Origin of the sequence: Globicatella sp. PHS-GS-PNBC-21-1553 (assembly GCF_033564055.1) — a bacterium.
GTDB classification, from domain to species: Bacteria; Bacillota; Bacilli; order Lactobacillales; family Aerococcaceae; genus Globicatella; species Globicatella sulfidifaciens.
The window spans coordinates 1,502,304-1,518,786 of the sequence record NZ_CP085470.1 but is presented as its reverse complement, the minus strand read 5'-3'; the positions used below and the strand labels follow the sequence as shown (position 1 = coordinate 1,518,786).

At 36.4% G+C, this 16,483-nt stretch carries 16 protein-coding genes; 3 read left to right on the top strand and 13 right to left on the bottom strand.

Translation table 11 applies throughout. From position 1 onward, the window contains the following. Window positions 1–17: 17 nt before the first annotated feature. The 7 genes from hpt to pth form a co-directional block, all read right to left on the bottom strand. Window positions 18–572: a hypoxanthine phosphoribosyltransferase gene (hpt, locus tag LB888_RS07260; protein WP_078754977.1), complete on the bottom strand. Its 555-nt coding sequence runs from the start codon at window positions 570–572 to the stop codon at window positions 18–20. Window positions 573–624: 52 nt separating this feature from the next. Next, a complete protein-coding gene (tilS, locus tag LB888_RS07255) occupies window positions 625–2,076 on the bottom strand; it encodes a tRNA lysidine(34) synthetase TilS (protein ID WP_318752421.1) in 1,452 nt (483 codons plus the stop codon). Between the two features lie 80 nt (window positions 2,077–2,156). Beyond that, window positions 2,157–2,672, bottom strand: a complete 516-nt coding sequence (locus tag LB888_RS07250) for a S1 domain-containing RNA-binding protein (protein WP_078754979.1) — start codon at window positions 2,670–2,672, stop codon at window positions 2,157–2,159. 63 nt (window positions 2,673–2,735) lie between these two features. Then, entirely contained in the window at window positions 2,736–3,095 is a 360-nt protein-coding gene (locus tag LB888_RS07245) for a septum formation initiator family protein (RefSeq protein ID WP_311920073.1), read from the bottom strand. Window positions 3,096–3,226: 131 nt separating this feature from the next. Continuing rightward, entirely contained in the window at window positions 3,227–3,517 is a 291-nt protein-coding gene (locus tag LB888_RS07240; protein WP_078754981.1) for an RNA-binding S4 domain-containing protein, read from the bottom strand. A gap of 14 nt (window positions 3,518–3,531) precedes the next feature. After that, window positions 3,532–7,053: a transcription-repair coupling factor gene (gene mfd / locus LB888_RS07235; protein WP_318752420.1), complete on the bottom strand. Its 3,522-nt coding sequence runs from the start codon at window positions 7,051–7,053 to the stop codon at window positions 3,532–3,534. A 223-nt stretch (window positions 7,054–7,276) separates the two neighbouring features. After that, window positions 7,277–7,846, bottom strand: a complete 570-nt coding sequence (pth, locus tag LB888_RS07230) for an aminoacyl-tRNA hydrolase (RefSeq protein ID WP_318753965.1) — start codon at window positions 7,844–7,846, stop codon at window positions 7,277–7,279. A gap of 212 nt (window positions 7,847–8,058) precedes the next feature. On the opposite strand from pth, the gene LB888_RS07225 reads away from it, so the two are divergent. Continuing rightward, the gene (locus LB888_RS07225; RefSeq protein WP_276647510.1) at window positions 8,059–9,021 is read left to right on the top strand and encodes an L-lactate dehydrogenase; all 963 of its coding nucleotides are present in this window, start codon (window positions 8,059–8,061) and stop codon (window positions 9,019–9,021) included. Between the two features lie 561 nt (window positions 9,022–9,582). On the opposite strand, the gene LB888_RS07220 is transcribed toward LB888_RS07225, so the two are convergent. From LB888_RS07220 to pepF, 4 genes are all read right to left on the bottom strand, one after another. Beyond that, complete coding sequence (locus LB888_RS07220) at window positions 9,583–10,470, bottom strand: VOC family protein (RefSeq protein WP_318752419.1); 888 nt, start codon at window positions 10,468–10,470, stop codon at window positions 9,583–9,585. Between the two features lie 105 nt (window positions 10,471–10,575). Beyond that, window positions 10,576–11,253, bottom strand: coding sequence for a DUF1648 domain-containing protein (locus tag LB888_RS07215; RefSeq protein WP_318752417.1), 678 nt, complete (start codon window positions 11,251–11,253; stop codon window positions 10,576–10,578). Beyond that, the gene (locus LB888_RS07210) at window positions 11,240–11,521 is read right to left on the bottom strand and encodes an autorepressor SdpR family transcription factor (RefSeq protein WP_200802967.1); all 282 of its coding nucleotides are present in this window, start codon (window positions 11,519–11,521) and stop codon (window positions 11,240–11,242) included. Before LB888_RS07210 ends, LB888_RS07215 begins: the two co-directional genes overlap by 14 nt. Before the next feature lie 329 nt (window positions 11,522–11,850). After that, window positions 11,851–13,647 carry an oligoendopeptidase F gene (gene pepF, locus LB888_RS07205; protein ID WP_276649389.1) on the bottom strand — a complete coding sequence of 599 codons (1,797 nt, stop codon included), beginning with the start codon at window positions 13,645–13,647 and terminating at the stop codon, window positions 11,851–11,853. A gap of 135 nt (window positions 13,648–13,782) precedes the next feature. Between pepF and LB888_RS07200 the strand changes: the two genes are divergently transcribed. Together LB888_RS07200 and LB888_RS07195 are read left to right on the top strand one after the other, a co-directional pair. Next, window positions 13,783–14,259 carry a hypothetical protein gene (locus LB888_RS07200; protein ID WP_318752416.1) on the top strand — a complete coding sequence of 159 codons (477 nt, stop codon included), beginning with the start codon at window positions 13,783–13,785 and terminating at the stop codon, window positions 14,257–14,259. Continuing rightward, entirely contained in the window at window positions 14,178–14,726 is a 549-nt protein-coding gene (locus tag LB888_RS07195; protein WP_318753964.1) for a D-2-hydroxyacid dehydrogenase, read from the top strand. Before LB888_RS07200 ends, LB888_RS07195 begins: the two co-directional genes overlap by 82 nt. 67 nt (window positions 14,727–14,793) lie before the next feature. Here LB888_RS07195 and LB888_RS07190 read toward each other — a convergent pair whose 3' ends face one another. Next, window positions 14,794–15,960 (bottom strand): hypothetical protein, encoded by a 1,167-nt coding sequence (locus tag LB888_RS07190; protein ID WP_318752415.1) that lies wholly within the window; start codon window positions 15,958–15,960, stop codon window positions 14,794–14,796. Then, a complete protein-coding gene (locus LB888_RS07185; protein WP_318752414.1) occupies window positions 15,957–16,481 on the bottom strand; it encodes a hypothetical protein in 525 nt (174 codons plus the stop codon). Before LB888_RS07185 ends, LB888_RS07190 begins: the two co-directional genes overlap by 4 nt. Between the last annotated feature and the right edge of the window lie 2 nt (window positions 16,482–16,483).

Genomic DNA, 16,483 nt, shown 5'->3' with positions numbered 1-16,483 from the left:
ATTAAATTCGAAAAGTCTTATTTTTTGCCTTTAGTATAGATTTCTGGTTTTAGGACTCCAATGTAAGGTAGGTTACGATATTTTTGTTCGTAATCCAAGCCATATCCTACTAAAAACTCATTAGGAACTTCAATCCCCACATAGTCCGCTTTGACATCTTTAACGACACGTCCTTCTGGTTTGTCAGTTAAAGCGCACACTTTGACTGAGGCTGCTTTACGATATTTTAATAAATCTATGATGTAACGTAGTGTACGACCTGTATCAATAATGTCTTCTACAATTAAAATATGACGCCCTTCAACGCGAGAGTCTAAGTCTTTAATAATCTTAACTTCACCTGATGAAGAAGTCCCACCATGATAACTTGAAACATCCATAAAATCCATTTCAAGATGGCAATCCATTTCTCTAATAATATCCATCATGAATAAAGCAGCGCCTCGTAAGATTCCTACAACCAGCACATCTTTACCTTGATAATCTTCTGTTAATTGTTTTCCTAATTTTTCACATGCAGCTTTTATTTCTTCACGACTGACTACTACACGTTCAATATCTTGTTCTAACATATAAGTCTCCTTTAACCATTCGATAACCTTCATTTTAACATAATCTTTTCTATTAGTCTTGCATTTTTCGGTATAAAAATAAGTAACTTTCAGCCGCAGGATGACGATGACGATAATTTCTTGATGATATATGACCGATAATCGCAATCACTTCTTCTTGTCGATCACACAGCAACCACATCTGATTACGATCATTCAAGGGAATTTTATTATCTATCATATAACGACTTACTTTTTTATGAAAAATATCGCCATGCCCATCATTTAGGGCTAAGCGGTCACCATCTTTGCGATGACGCACATAAAAGCCCCGCAACTGATCAGGCTTTAAATATAAGCGTAAAGAATAGTCCATCTCCAATACTTGAGAGGTTGAAAAATAACGTTCATCAAATAATCCAATTTGTTCGTTCTCACTGATTATATGCCAGTGATTGAGATGCTTTATTTGAACACTCAACTTTTGATCAATTTGATTTTCCTCTTCTTTCGGTTGGATATAGATAAAATCATATTCTCGTCGCACCACCCAATTTTCATTTAATTGAAAACTAGTATTCGGTAGCCGATCATTCATAATCACTTGTTCAACTCGATCAATCGCCTCTTTTGTATAGGTAGGAATATCTTCCACTAAACGTTCTTCAAAAAAGAGCGCTAAAAATACTTTTCGTTGACTTTCTTCTAATTCGACAAATGCTGGCACATATAAAACCCAACGCATTTTTTCTGAGTACATTAACAACATTGGCTCATGCTTTAAATAATTCGCGTAATGTACCGAATAACTTGCTTGTAGTTGCTCTTGAAGGGCTAACATATTTTCTAAAAAACTAGGATTTTCTTGTTCGAACACTGGCAAGACTTGATGACGAATTCGATTTCGGAAATATTTAGTATCTTGATTAGAAACATCTTCTACATACCCTAAGTCATTATCTGCTGCATAACCATATAGTTCTGTTTTGGGTATCGTTAATAACGGGCGCATCATTTGAACATAGACTGGTCTTTTGTCAACAGTCATTAACAAGCGACGATAATTTGCTTCGATACCTCGTAATCCTTTTAACGAAGTACCACGTGTTAAGCGCATCAGTACGGTCTCAGCTAAATCATTTAAATGATGTCCGGTTAATAAGATATCTACTGCTTCATTTTCAATTACTTCTGCAAAAAATTGGTATCGCGCGTCTCTTGCTGCTGCTTCGACATTTTTAGTTGCTGGATTATCCCAACTTTTTACATAATAAATAATTTGATGTTTTTCGGCTAATGTTTTAGCAAGATTCGCATCAATGTCACTTTCTGGTCGAAGGTGATGATTAAAATGAGCTAGGACGATTTTTTTAGGTTGCTCTAGTTTTTGGTTTAATTTATAAATGATATCAAATAACACGACTGAATCGACGCCACCTGAAACGGCTAGTAAGACCACTTTCGCTTGTTGCCATTCTCTCCAAGCATCGAGTTGATTTTCCACTTTCATAATCGTTTTTTCCATCTATACACACCTATCTTTCACATAAAACAAGCACTTGCTTATAACCTGCGGTCAAAAACAAGTGCTTTGTCTAAATGTTATTAGCTACGACGTCCGCCGCGCCCACCACGTTTACCTTCTGTATTACGTTTGATTGAAGTTAATCGTTCTTCACTATCTTTAAGGAAATTACTCATCAGTTGATCAAAATCACTTGTTTGACGATTGTTATTGTGATTCGTATTTTGGTTTCCAAATTTATTGGGGAAATTACGATTCTCATTACTTACGCCATCAAAGTTCTTTTTAAATCTTGGTTCTGATGACTGATTATCTGACCCTTTTCTAAAACCTTGACGTTGAGGTCTCTCCTCTGTTTTATTTTCATTAGCTTGACGGATTGATAAACTAATCTTTCCATCGTTGGCGATAGTCAATACCTTTACTTCCACTTCTTGTCCCACCGAAAGAACGGAATTGATATCTTTTACGAATCCATCGGATACCTCACTAATATGAACTAATCCAGATTGATTCTCTGGCAATTCGACGAAAGCACCAAAATGTGTAATTCCGGTTACTTTCCCTGTAACTTTCTGCCCCACTTCAACTGACATAAAATGATTTTTCCTCCTTAAAAATTGTCTTTAATAATAAGACATTGTAAAACATTAATTAAGTTATTCTGGAAGGATGGTTGTTTCCTCTGAAACAGTTTCCGTCTCTCCAAGGTCGAAAATAATTTCGCCTTCTTTTGAGTAATAGTAATCTCGGCGTGCGACTTGTTCTAAATATTCACTATCTTGTACTTGATTGTATTCTTGTTGCGCTTGTCGATTTTTTTCGACCGCTTGATTATGTTTTGCTTGGACTTGAGTCAATTGCTCAAGTGTCGCTTGCTTTTTTCCAATATTGTTCATTAAGGATAAGCAAGCTGCCCCAATCAAAAGTAAACAAACTACAGTAAAAAAGAAATTAAACTGCTTTTGGTATTTTCCTTTGATAGTTTTCTTAGATTTATTTCTATTATATTGAGCCATTGTCTCACCTCCAATACTCATACATCATGAGTATATCATTGAAAGAAAATAATTACCATAAAAGGCTAATTTTTTCTTTTAAAATTTTCTTAATTATTCGTCTGAAACTTTGGTTGCATGATGATTTAAGTTTAACTTAAAAATTCATCAATAATTGGAATCTCTTTTTCAATTCTTTCTTCTGAGATAATCTTATATAACTCGACTGCTTCATTTTTCTTCGTGGTATCCCGAATATCTAAAATCTCGACTGTCATAATACGATTACCAAAACGAATCTCTAAGGTATCACCAATCTTAACGGTTGAACTCGATTTAGCAACAGTATCGTTAATCTTAATACGTCCTTGGTCAGCTACTTCTTTCGCAACGGTACGGCGTTTAATCAATCGTGATACTTTTAAAAACTTATCTAATCTCATTTGCTATTGCTCCTTTACTTTTTTCTTTCAGCAATGGCTTGGGTTAAGTTTTTCAAATAACCTAACCATTGATAACTTGGTATACCTCGTACTTGCAAGGTTACCTTCAGCTGTTCTTTTTCAACTGCTACTTTAATTTTCACCGGAATATCTTGCAATAATTCGAAAATGGTTGCCCCTTGTAATTTCAGCGTCATGCGCGGATTAAAAGTCACTTCCACTTGATCATTTTTCTGCTTAATTTGTTCAACGCCAGCTAGTAAACCATAATGCTTAATTAAGGCAATCTCTAATAAATCACTCACTTCATCAGGAAATTCACCAAAACGGTCAATCAACTGATCTTGTAATTGTCGATAAGATTCTTCAGAATCCACTTGTTGAATCGATTTATAAATAGCAATTTTTTGACGTTCATCACTAATATAAGAAGAGGGTAAATAAGCATCGATCATTAAGTCCCACTCAATACTTTCTGAAGTTTCTTCTGAGACGGGTTTCTTCAAGCCACGTTTAACATCCACGGCTTCTTTTAACATTTGAGAATACATATCAAAACCGACAGAATCGATAAAGCCGGATTGTTGCTTCCCTAATAAATTACCAGCACCCCGAATCGATAAGTCACGCATTGCAATTTTAAAGCCACTCCCCAATTCAGTAAATTCTTGAATGGCTTGCAATCGTTTAGCACTGACTTCACTTAATTGTTTAAACGGCTCATACATTAAGTAGGCATAGGCCACCCGGTTCGTTCGACCTACCCGTCCTCTTAATTGATACAAGGTTGACAGCCCCATATGATCGGCCATGTCAACAAATAAAGTATTCGCATTGGGAATGTCCACACCGGTTTCAATAATCGTGGTTGTGACTAATATATCATACGCACCATTGATAAAATCGATTAAGATAGTCTCTAATTGCACTTCTGTCATTTGACCATGCGCAACAGCGACACGAGCTTCCGGTACTAATTCTTGTAATTCTTGGGCACGTTGATCAATAGTGGCGACCCGATTATATAAATAGAAACACTGTCCACCACGGGCCATTTCACGCTCAATGGCCGATTTAATCGCTGCTTCATTTCGCTCCATCACATAGGTTTGCACTGGAAAACGATCATTTGGTGGCGTCTCAATAACCGATAAGTCACGCACACCAATCATCGACATATGCAAGGTTCGTGGTATCGGCGTTGCCGTTAAAGTTAAGACATCGACTTGAGATTTTAATTGTTTCAAGCGTTCTTTATGTTTTACCCCAAAACGTTGCTCTTCATCGACGACTAATAGGCCTAAATCAGCAAATTCAATATCTTTCGATAAAACTCTATGCGTACCAACGACAATATCTATTTTACCTAAGGCTAATCCTGTTATCGTTTCTTTCTGTTGCTTTTGCGTAACAAAGCGACTTAAAAGACCTATATTAACAGGAAAGTCAACGAAACGTTCTATTAAAGAATTATAATGTTGTTGCGCTAAAATAGTAGTCGGCACCAGAAAGGCCACTTGTTTACCATCCATTACAGCCTTAAAGGCCGCTCGCATCGCGACTTCGGTCTTACCATAGCCTACATCTCCCACTAATAAGCGGTCCATTGGTCGTTCTTTTTCCATATCGGCTTTAATTTCAGCCGTAGAACGTAATTGATCATCTGTTTCCACATAACTAAAAGCATTTTCAAACGCTGCTTGCTCTGGGGTATCGGGTCCAAATGCAAACCCCTTTTGATTTTCACGTTTGGCATATAACTCAATCAATTCATCCGCAATGTCTTCAATTTTAGTCGCTATCTTGGCTTTGGTCTTCTGCCATTCTGCACCCCCTAATTTATTTAACTTAGGTACTTTGGACTCAGATGCAACATATTTTTGTAAAAGTTGAATTTGATCAACAGGTAATAAAATGCGCGAGTTGTCTTGGTATACGACCGATACCATATCGCGATGGACGCCATTAATTTCAATGGTTTCTACCCCGGTGTACTGCCCAATCCCATGGTTAATATGAACGACATAATCACCAATTTCAAGTTCTGAATAGCTTTTAATACGCTCAGCATTGGATAAAGTTTGCTTGCGTACGCTACGTCGCTTAACCTGATTGAATAATTCTTTACCAGTTAGCACTACCCATTTAGCAACCGGCAATTCAAATCCATTGGTTAAATTACCTACTACGATATTGACCGCTTGCGGGCTAAAGGTGGCTGTATCTTGAATGATAACCGGTTGAATGTCATATTCTTCAAAACGCGCCTGTGCTTTTCTAGCTTCTTCAAGTGTAGGTAAAACGACTTGTACAATATTTTCTTGTTTCAACCAATGATCTATTTCTGTTTTAACCAATGGCATTTGATTAAAGAATTGGTTCATACTGCGATAATGGATATGATGAATGGCTCTAAACGTTAATTTACCTAATCCACGTTGAATAACCGAACAATAAATTTTAGGCTGTTTGGCATTTTTAATTTGTTCTGTCGCTTCCACTTTAATAGAAAGACCGGGTAATAAATTCCCTTTAGTCATTTCTTGTTCAATCCAAAATAAATCTTCCTCAATCGATTGACGTTCACGATTTTGAATCCGATCTAATTCATTAATAATAAGAGTACCATCATCGGCTAAATAATCTACAAGGGTGGTTCCCTTGGTATCACGGTATTCTAAGTAAGCCAAATGATATTGCATCGGCTCCCCATGTTGAAGACGTTCAAGATGATCAGTCATCCCTTTCATAACTTGTTCTTGAGTCTCATCATCTTTGATTTTTTTCACTCTTTTTTCTAAATCAGCCTGAATTTGAGGTAAGACTGCTTGTTGCTCTTCTAAACTGAACAAAACATCTTTAACAGGTAATAATTGTATAGACTCAACATTGTCAATTGATTCTTGGGTTTCCGCATCAAAGAAACGGATGGAATCTAGTTCTGTATCAAAGAAATCTAAGCGAACTGGATATTCATAATTTAATGGATAGAAGTCAATAATACTTCCACGAATACTATATTCGCCCGGAGATTGTACCATTGACTCACGCGTATAGCCTAAGTAGTTTAAACGCTTTTCCAGTGCTAATCGTTCAATATCATCGCCTAAACTTAATGTTACTTGGGCATCTTTCCAAATAGATACCGGCGTTAATCTTTTTCTTAATGCCAACCCAGATGCGACAATCACACAAGGTTCACCACTGGCTAAAGCCGTTAAGGCTTCAACGCGCATCGCTTGATTATCAAATGAAGCCACTGAAAATTCAATCGGCATGGCTTCTTCTACCGGAAATAAATGAACCGGATAATCGGGTAATAACTGTTGTAAATCATCAACTAATTGTGTTAAATGAGTCGCAACGGGTTCAACGATTAATAATTGTCTTGGTTGTTCATTGAATAAATGTGCCCACAAAACAGCCCGAGCGCTGTCATCAACCCCCGTTACTAATTGTTGGCTTTCCGGAGCTTGAAACTTAATCAGCTCCTGAACAACCTTTGAAAATGGCTCTTTATTTAAATAATTTATCATTAATATAATTCTCCTAACAACACACAAAGGGGAGTGGGTAACAAGGAGAAAATAAGATTATCTCTGCTTCGTCTTCCACCCCCGCACCATTGAGTAGTTAATAAACAAGTCTGTATGGACGTTGTTTATTAGCTATTCAATCACTGCGCAAATACTAAAATTTTACTGGTTTGGAAAGAAGATTCTTATCTGTCCAAGTCAATTTTGATTTAAATTTTACTGGTTATTTTTGATTGTAAATATTCATGGTTGCTGAAAAATCATCATGTTCAATCCAATGTTCTATCGCTTCAACCACTCGATCAATGGTCGCGTCAATTGTCACTCGATCTTCTGGGGAAAATGGTGCTAAAACATGATCCACAACTTTCCAGCCACCTGATGGTCTACCAATTCCGACTTTGATACGGTTAAATTCTTGACTACCTAGCATCTCAATAATACTCTTCATCCCATTATGGCCGCCCGAACTCCCATTGCGACGTAAACGAATACGACCCGGTTCCAAATCTAAGTCATCATAAATAACCAAAATATCTTCCATACCAATCCCAAAATAACTCATTAGTGGAAGCACTGCTTCTCCTGATAAGTTCATATACGTATAAGGTTTCATAAAATAAATTCGCTCACCATTATGATGCCAGCTCGTATAATCAGCTCTAAACTTTTGATCCGTCATTGATAAAGAATGTTTGCCCAAAAATCGATCAACGACATCAAAACCAATATTATGACGTGTCCCATCATATTTACTTCCTGGGTTGCCTAATCCAATAATTAATTTCATTATGTACCACCTATTATTTATCTGTAGACTTATTATAGCATAACTATTTTGAAAAGTCGTTCTATATAAATCTGTATTAGTCCTGTTTGAAAACTGTTACATTACAAATAAAGCGTTAGCATTATTTTTCTTTGATAAAATACTTTTTTTAGCTTTAATTTTATATAATTATTTGTTATACTATAAAAAACAATATAATATAGGAGGTTTGCTAAATGTCACAAAAATCATCAAAAAGCAAAATTATCTTAGTTGGAGATGGCGCTGTTGGTTCAAGTTTTGCATTTGCAACTGTTACACAAAATATTGGTCGTGAGTTAGGTATTATCGATATTAACAGAGAAAAAACAGAAGGAGATGCCTTAGACTTATCGAGTGCATTAGCATTTACCTCGCCTAAAAAGATCTATGCTGCAACATACGCAGACTGTCATGATGCAGATATCGTCGTAATCACTGCTGGAGCTGCTCAAAAACCAGGTGAAACACGTTTAGACTTAGTACACAAAAACTTAAAAATCTTCAAAGGAATTATCGGTGAAATCGTTGCATCTGGTTTCGATGGCATCTTCTTAATCGCTTCAAACCCAGTTGATGTTTTAACTTATGCTACTTGGAAATTCAGTGGATTCCCTAAAGAACGTGTTATTGGATCAGGTACTTCATTAGATACAGCACGTTTCCGTCAACGTATTGCTGACTTGGTTAGCGTTGATGCGCGTAACGTTCACGGTTATATCTTAGGTGAACACGGTGATACAGAATTCCCTGTTTGGTCACACGCTAACATCGGTGGATTACAAATCGCTGACTGGGTTAAAATTCACCCAGAAGTTGATGAAGAAGAATTAGTTAACATCTTCTTTAAAGTACGTGATGCTGCTTATGAAATTATCGCTAAAAAAGGTGCAACTTACTATGGTATCGCGGTTGCCTTAGCAAGTATTTGTAAAGCTATCTTAGATGATAATAAAGCTGTCTTCCCATTATCAGTATATTTAAATGGTGAATATGGTCAAAAAGATATCTTTATCGGAGCTCCAGCCGTGATTGGTCGTCAAGGTATCGAGACTGTTATCGAAATCCCATTAAACGATGCTGAAACTGAAAAAATGAATTTATCAGCTACCACATTGAAAAATGTTATCGATGAAGGTTTTGCTTTATTAGAACAATAAGATAAATAATGAACACCACTCGTTTTCAAATGAGTGGTGTTTTTGTTTTATTTGCAGAAAATTGAAGCGACCAAAATCTACTGCGTAAGAGTTTTAACACGTACCTCTGTCAGTTTCATCAGTTTGTAAGATGCAACGCAAAAAATCTACTGCATGATAATTTTTAACTGTGTTGTAACAAGATGAAGTAAATTGCGCACCCTACTCTCTTCTTACCTACACACAATTTTTCGATTAATTACTTCACTTCACGTAGGGCAAAATAGTTTCCTACGTGATTGGTGTATTATAAACTCATTATGGCACAAGTTATAACTAGGTCAATCAAGTTTATGCTTTATTATATATATAAAATGGTTACCTGAATAGAGAGAACAAAAATAATTATTGACTAATATATTTGGTACCACGACCATTCCTTTTCTAATAACATAGCCGTTTTCCATTAAAATTCTGTTATTGTAATAAAACCCCACGCAAAATCAAACGATAATTTTTGCGTTTGGTTTTACGTGGGTTAATTCGTATGTACTTATTTTTGGTTTGGCAACACTACGGCAATTAGTCTTTTGCACTTTCAAATGCCGCTTGCATTGCAGCTAAATCTAATTTTTTCATTTTTAATACGGCTTGATTCACAGCTTTGATTCCTTCGAGGTTATCTGATTGATATAAAGTCATTAACCAGCTTGGTACTACTTGCCAAGAAACCCCAAATTGGTCTTTACACCAGCCACATTGAGCAGCTGCTGGTACGTGGTTTAATGCCTCCCAATAGGTATCCACTTCTTCTTGTGTGTCACAGTAAACCATTAATGAGACAGCTTGAGAAAACACCTTGTCTCCAGTATAACCATGGTCCATCGCAATAATGGCAGTATCCTCCATCACAATTTTTCCATAATTAATTTTGGCACGGTCATCATGTGCTTCCCCTGGTTGATATTCATTAACATCCAAAACTGGCGTATTAAATAATTGTCCATAATATTCAAGAGCTGGTTTGGCTAAGCCAACTAATTTATCTGCAAATAATAAGCAATATTCTAACTTATATGGTTGGCTTAGTGAGTCATCGGTAAATAATTGCCAGGTCATGCCATATTTATCTTTTACCCACGCATAATGTGGATTAAATGGATATTCGCCTAAGGGCATCATCACTTGGCCATCTGCTAAAAATGCTTCCGTTAAGCGACTAACCTCTTCTTTAGAGTCACAACTCAACATGAAGGAGATGCTTTCGTCTAATTGAAAATAGGGACCTCCTGAAATGGCCGCTATTGTTTTACCTGCAATTTCAAATTCTAATAAATCACAATCTCCTGTTGGTGTGTCGGTGATGGTATAAAGCCAATTAACTTTTGAGCCTTTAATTAAACTTGTATAAAATTCGACCGCTTCTTTTGCATTATCATCAAACCATAAATGGGGCACTATTTTTACCATACTAATCCTCTTCTTTCTTTTATTGACGATTAATTTGTAAGGTGATTCTTTCGAAATCAAACTATGATTTTACTATATAGGTCAATGCACTATTATGCAAGCCAATTAATACTTTTTAGCCAACCAATATGAATAAATACTCACACCAATTGCAAAGGTTAAAATCGTCACTAAAATAACAATTGGCATCCATTGAGCTTTTACAATAAATGACGAAATGATTAACATCAATCCTGCAATGACAGAAACATAACCGCTGACCATTTGTGTACGCCGCCATGTTTCTTCATTTTTCTTACTCCAAGGTGTTCTAAAACCAATATTGATCCAGCTATTTTTATTCAATTTGGCTTTAGGTGAAAGGTTACCAATAAAGATTAATAAAGAGCCTAATATAATACCTGTAAATCTGCCTAAAGGTACGGGAACATCATTTAAATCGGTAATGCCATTCACGGTCGTATAGAGGGTATAGCCAAACATTAAATTTAACAAAACTAAGGTCGCATAAGTCACTTTAACTGATAATTTTTGATTGTTGGTTCCGGTTTGCTCTTTCGCGGCTAATCTTTTGGTAATGTTTTGCATTGACAACCCTATTACCACTAGCAAAGCTGGAAATAGAAAGATTTCGTTTTTACTTCCCCAACGATCGACTTGATTATTCATCCCATAGTGCATGGGAATTTTCTCAGGTAAATTAGGATAAAAAATGATTGCTAATAATAGTGGCATAATCATTAAGATACCTAGTATTATTTTATTGGTTTTATTTATTTTCATTATGATTGCCTCCCATCAATTGATTCATCCACATAATCGCATCATCTAATACCGTTAAATTCAGCTCATAATAAATGAAATTTTTATATTTCGTTTCATATATTAAATCCGCCTCTCTTAATTTTTTCAAATGATAGGATAAGGCTTGCGGTGTCATTTCTAAATTTTCAGCAATCTCGCCTGAACTAATTTTTCCTTTACGTAACAACATTAAAATATTACGTCGTGTTTCGTCGGCCAACGCTGACAAGATTTGATTCACACCCAACACCATCACACCTTTCTATTTCAAATTATATTTAAATAGAGTATACTCCAATTTTCTGTCAAATACAATAGTTATTTAAAAATATTTTTAAATAGAATTCATTTTTTAAATATCTGATGTGGATGGGAGTAGACCAGAAGTAGAAAATTAAATAATTTTCGCTTCGTCGGCCCACCCTCGCATGTTGAATTAGCTTAAAACCTCTTTTGCTAAGATACTGTTTTAAGTCATTTAATTAGTTCAATTTCAATATTTTGTTGACGATACAGCAAAAGACACTCCTTTTGAATTGACTATTTTATAGTCTTATTCTCGAGTGTCTTTCCCCATTATTTATTTAATTCTTTCGTATAGTTTTCTAATTGGTCGATTAAGCGACCGATATAGGCAATCGTTGATTTTAATGGTTGATCAGTTGAAACATCTACATCGGCTGCTTTGGCTAATTCCAATGGCGATTTAGAACCGCCCATTTGCAACACTTTAATCCATTGTTCGGCAGCTGCTGCTCCTTGTTGACGAATATTGTTCGCTACTTGGGTTCCAATGGTTAAACCTGCTGAATAAGAGTATGAATACAGTCCCATATAATAATGAGGCTGACGCATCCAAGTGAGTTCTGCCCCTTCTGTTAGTACGACACTATCACCCCAGAATTTTTCTAAGGTTTCGCGATAAATACGATTCAATGTCTCCGCATCAACACTCTTTCCTTGATCCACTAAGCGATAAACTTCGCGTTGATAATAAGCCTCTAATAAATGAGTCACGAAATTATGATAATAGGTTTTTCCTACCATTTGCGAAATAATCCAACGCTTCATTCTGACATCATCGCCTGCTACATCTAATAAATGATTTTCTACTAATAATTCATTAGCAGTAGATGGCGCTTCTACAAAATACATCGAAGGACGCGCGTTTAAGATGTTTTGATATCGATACGCCATTTGAAAATGACCTGCATGACCTAATTCATGAGCCAGAGTCATCGTATCGGACATGTTTTCTGAAAAGAACATGAGGATGAAAGAATTGGTACCATAAGGTGAACTACAAAAAGCACCTGTTCTCTTACCACGTGTTTCGGCATAATCAATCCAACGATTATCAAAGGCCTCACGCATAATCGCTATATAATCTTCCCCTAATTGGGCTAAGCCATCCAACACATACTGTTGCGCTTCCTGATAGGTTACATTAGGCGAAAAAGTTGGGTCGATATCCAATTTTAAATCCTCATAACGAACTTCATCCAGTTGATAGATTTCACCAATCAACTGTGCATAACGACGCATATGAGGGGCCAACTCATCCATAATCACATCAATTTGACGGTTATATAAATCTACCGATACATCTTGTCGTTCAAGTAAATAATCAATGACTGAATCATAGCCACGTAAGGTCGCCATCGTTTTTTCCATTTGAACTTGAGCATTATAAACCGAGGCGGTTGAATGTTGATAACGCCTTAAAGTATCGGAAAAGTTACGAAAAGCCGCTCTTCTAAGATCAGTATCAGGAGTTGCTTCTTGGCGGCCTTCAAAACTGTTATAGGTCATTTCATGTACTTGTCCATTCACTTCAAAATCTGGGAACTGTAAATCTTTGAATTTAATGTCATTATAACCTTGATATGGATAGTCAAGTGTATTGGATAATGCAGCTAAGGTCGCTTCTGTTTCTGGCGATAATTGATGCGGTTTTTGTTTAATAATTTTAGTAATCGCTAATTGGTCTTCGGTATTTGTAGCTGCTTCTTTTAATATCGCATCTGCAATATTCGCTACTTCATTTTCAAAGAAAGATAATTGCGCCGATACATTCGCTAAAACGCGGCTAGCATGACTATAGCGATTTTGCGCTTCTTTATCTAAAGTGTTCGCATTTACGGGCAAACTAGCATAAGGGAGGATGCGCGCTCTTAGTTCTAAAATCGAGCGATAATGAGCAAAAGCAGCATTAATATCGGTAGCGGTTTGTATCTGACCTCGATACTGTTTAGTAAAGTTTTCTGTGTCCACCACTAATTTGTCGAGTGCTTCCTCATAGCTTTTTTCATCTTGAAATAATGTGGTTAAGTCCCAAGTTTGTTCAATTGGAGCTGTCTCACGATTGATCATATACTTCCACCTCTCATAATTTTCTAATAAATATATTATAACCCTATAGTTAACCTTGTCAATTAATCGACTCTTTTGAATATTTACTGCGCATACGCTAAAATGAAGAAAAGAAGCGTAATATAGGAGGTTTATATGAAAATTGCTGTTCTGCCTCAATTGAATGAGGCACAATTTAAATTATTACAGAGTAAAACACAAGCCAATTTGGTCGCAATCAATGAATCTGAAATAACAGCTGAAGATTTGGCACAATATGAAATCATCTTAGGTTGGAGTGATATGATTGTAGACGTGCTAACGATGGAGCATAAAATTAAATGGATTCAACTATGGATGGTTGGTGTCGATAGCATTCCCTTAGATAAATTAGCTGAACATGAAATTATAATCACGACCGCAAAAGGCGCGAACGCTCCTAATATTGCTCAACAAATTGTCGGTTACTTAATTATGTTTACACGTCATCTCCATACATCAAGAGATTATCAAATGAGACACCAATGGGAACGCCCCGCCGATTATGGTGAATTGACAGGAAAAAAGCTTTATCCGTTGGCACAGGTGAAATCGGTCAAGCTTTTGCTAAAATTGCTCAAGCATTTGATATGACGGTAGATGGAGTGAATCGTACTGGGCATGCTGTTGATTATTTCAACCATTGTTATGCCATAGCAGAATTGGATTCATTACTTGGGCAGTACGACTATATTATCAATAGTCTTCCGCATACGCCGGCAACCGATAAATTATTTTCTGAAAAACAATTTAACGCGATGGCTAAAGAGGCTATTTTTATCAATGTAGGCCGTGGCAAATCAGTCGATGAAAAAGCCATGATACAAGCACTTCAAAATAATGAGATTAAAGGAGCTGGCTTAGATGTCTTTGAAGTTGAACCTTTACCAGCAAATAGCCCCTTATGGGACATGAAAAACGTCATTATTACCCCACACCGAGCTGGGATTAGTGACTTTTACAGTCCGCGAATTATCGATATTTTCTTAGAAAACTTCCCACTTTACCAACAAGGCAAGATGCCAACCGTTAATTTACTCGATTATCAAAGAGGGTATTAAATGTAAAAAAAGCACCAGGGTAGGATTAGTTCACTCCCACTTTGGTGCTAAATTTAATTTAAAATAATTATCCCTGATACTCAAAGACGGTTGTTCCATCAGCTGAGGTACCACTCACCAATAAGCTTGTTGATTGACTTAAGTCCACTGTCATCAATGCTTTGGCACCATTATATTGCCATTCGATTGATAGATGAGTGTCTTTTACATCATAATGAATTGTTGCGTCCTCATTAAAGGCTTCAAATTGACTTCTAAATTTGATCAATGCCAGTTGATCTTTCACCACTTTTTTCATGAGGCCTGCTTCTATATCCTGCGCTGATAAATTGGTACGGTTAATTTCTTTATGACCACCTGCGCCCGCTTTAGCAACTGCTTCATGATTGTTTGTTCCAGCAAAAATATCTAAATACCAAATTTGTGGTTTTCCTGGCATAAAGAGTTGGATGGCACGGGCTAACATCATTTTGGTCTCATCTTCGCCTAATGCACTAAAGTAAGTCGCATTGACTTGATAATAAACATTTTTTTGTCCGTGAAGATTCTTCACATATCCACCACGTCCGACAACAGTGTCAATCAATTCTTGAATACGAGTTTCTGGTAATAAGCCTTTTAAGTCTAATAAAGGGATCCCATCATGACAACCCAACATGTTGACCGTTTTTAGGTCTTTCGTTAAAATATCGTCAATCCATGTTGCTAAGTGCTCAGCATTTTGTCCTTCAATCGTATCTAAAATTAAACCCGGTAAGAAGAAATCGTAAACTAAATAGCCTTCACTACCGATTTTTTCATGAATTTTCACTTCGTAACTTTCATGAATTTCAGGTAATAATGTCAAGTTACGTTCTTTTGCTAATTGACTTACTTTATCCAATAATTCCCAGGTTCCAGGATCATTTAAGAAATTACGCTCTCCTACTTCTTTCGGGCCATAAGCAAAAGCATCCAAACGCACGATACTAGCTCCATAGGCTTTTAATTGGTCTAAGGTTCGCGCATAAAATTCCCAAACTAAGGGAGATTTGATATTTAAATCCATTTGCCCTAAATATTCACAATGTGTTTCTAAATACTCTTTAACAGGGGTCAAATACGCGTTCAAAGCTCCTAAATCTAATTCAGACAATGGCGCATCCGCTTCAAGATGGGCTTGTACTTTTTCATGAATGCTTGCTGCTTGATCATATTGAATAGCCAATGCTTTCATCCATTGTTGCGTAGTCACTTGTGGGTACTTTTTTCTTGATAAAAGGTATTCCAAAAAGTCAATCGCTCATTATTTTTGGTTCTAATCGTTAAAATAGGTAAGCCTGGTTTACGGAAGAACATTTTGTTAGTAAATTCTGCAGTCGGTTGAATATACCCTTCTGCAGTCATTTCACCATGTCCTTGCCAAAATTTATTCCAATCGATAAAGAAATCATAGTAAGGTGAGTGACTGCCCTCTTCAACAATAGACTGAAATTGTGGTGATAAGACAGAAGCATGGTTCAAGATGAAGTCCAATTTCGTCTTTACGCCTAAAGTCGCTAAAGATTGAAGGTCCTGTTCACTCACTAAAGTTTGATTCAAGCCATAATCAATAACTGAAAAGCCACGGTCTAAATCAGAATGATAAAAGCTAGGAAGGATATAAACGGATTGAAACGCGCCTTTTACTTCAGGGCGCGCTAAAAAATCGACCGTCCCTTCTAATTTTTCAGCTAAACTATCGGGATATACATTTAACATTGGTTGAATATTCATCG

What these genes read in the sequence shown, in the direction of transcription:
- LB888_RS07215 (WP_318752417.1), bottom strand. Translation starts at nt 11,253, where the DNA reads ATGAAAATAAATAAAACCAATAAAATAATACTAGGTATCTTAATGATT.
- LB888_RS07185 (WP_318752414.1), bottom strand. Translation starts at nt 16,481, where the DNA reads ATGAATATTCAACCAATGTTAAATGTATATCCCGATAGTTTAGCTGAA.
- LB888_RS07245 (WP_311920073.1), bottom strand. Translation starts at nt 3,095, where the DNA reads ATGGCTCAATATAATAGAAATAAATCTAAGAAAACTATCAAAGGAAAA.
- hpt (WP_078754977.1), bottom strand. Translation starts at nt 572, where the DNA reads ATGTTAGAACAAGATATTGAACGTGTAGTAGTCAGTCGTGAAGAAATA.
- tilS (WP_318752421.1), bottom strand. Translation starts at nt 2,076, where the DNA reads ATGGAAAAAACGATTATGAAAGTGGAAAATCAACTCGATGCTTGGAGA.
- mfd (WP_318752420.1), bottom strand. Translation starts at nt 7,053, where the DNA reads ATGATAAATTATTTAAATAAAGAGCCATTTTCAAAGGTTGTTCAGGAG.
- LB888_RS07220 (WP_318752419.1), bottom strand. Translation starts at nt 10,470, where the DNA reads ATGGTAAAAATAGTGCCCCATTTATGGTTTGATGATAATGCAAAAGAA.
- LB888_RS07225 (WP_276647510.1), top strand. Translation starts at nt 8,059, where the DNA reads ATGTCACAAAAATCATCAAAAAGCAAAATTATCTTAGTTGGAGATGGC.
- pepF (WP_276649389.1), bottom strand. Translation starts at nt 13,647, where the DNA reads ATGATCAATCGTGAGACAGCTCCAATTGAACAAACTTGGGACTTAACC.
- LB888_RS07240 (WP_078754981.1), bottom strand. Translation starts at nt 3,517, where the DNA reads ATGAGATTAGATAAGTTTTTAAAAGTATCACGATTGATTAAACGCCGT.
- LB888_RS07250 (WP_078754979.1), bottom strand. Translation starts at nt 2,672, where the DNA reads ATGTCAGTTGAAGTGGGGCAGAAAGTTACAGGGAAAGTAACCGGAATT.
- LB888_RS07200 (WP_318752416.1), top strand. Translation starts at nt 13,783, where the DNA reads ATGAAAATTGCTGTTCTGCCTCAATTGAATGAGGCACAATTTAAATTA.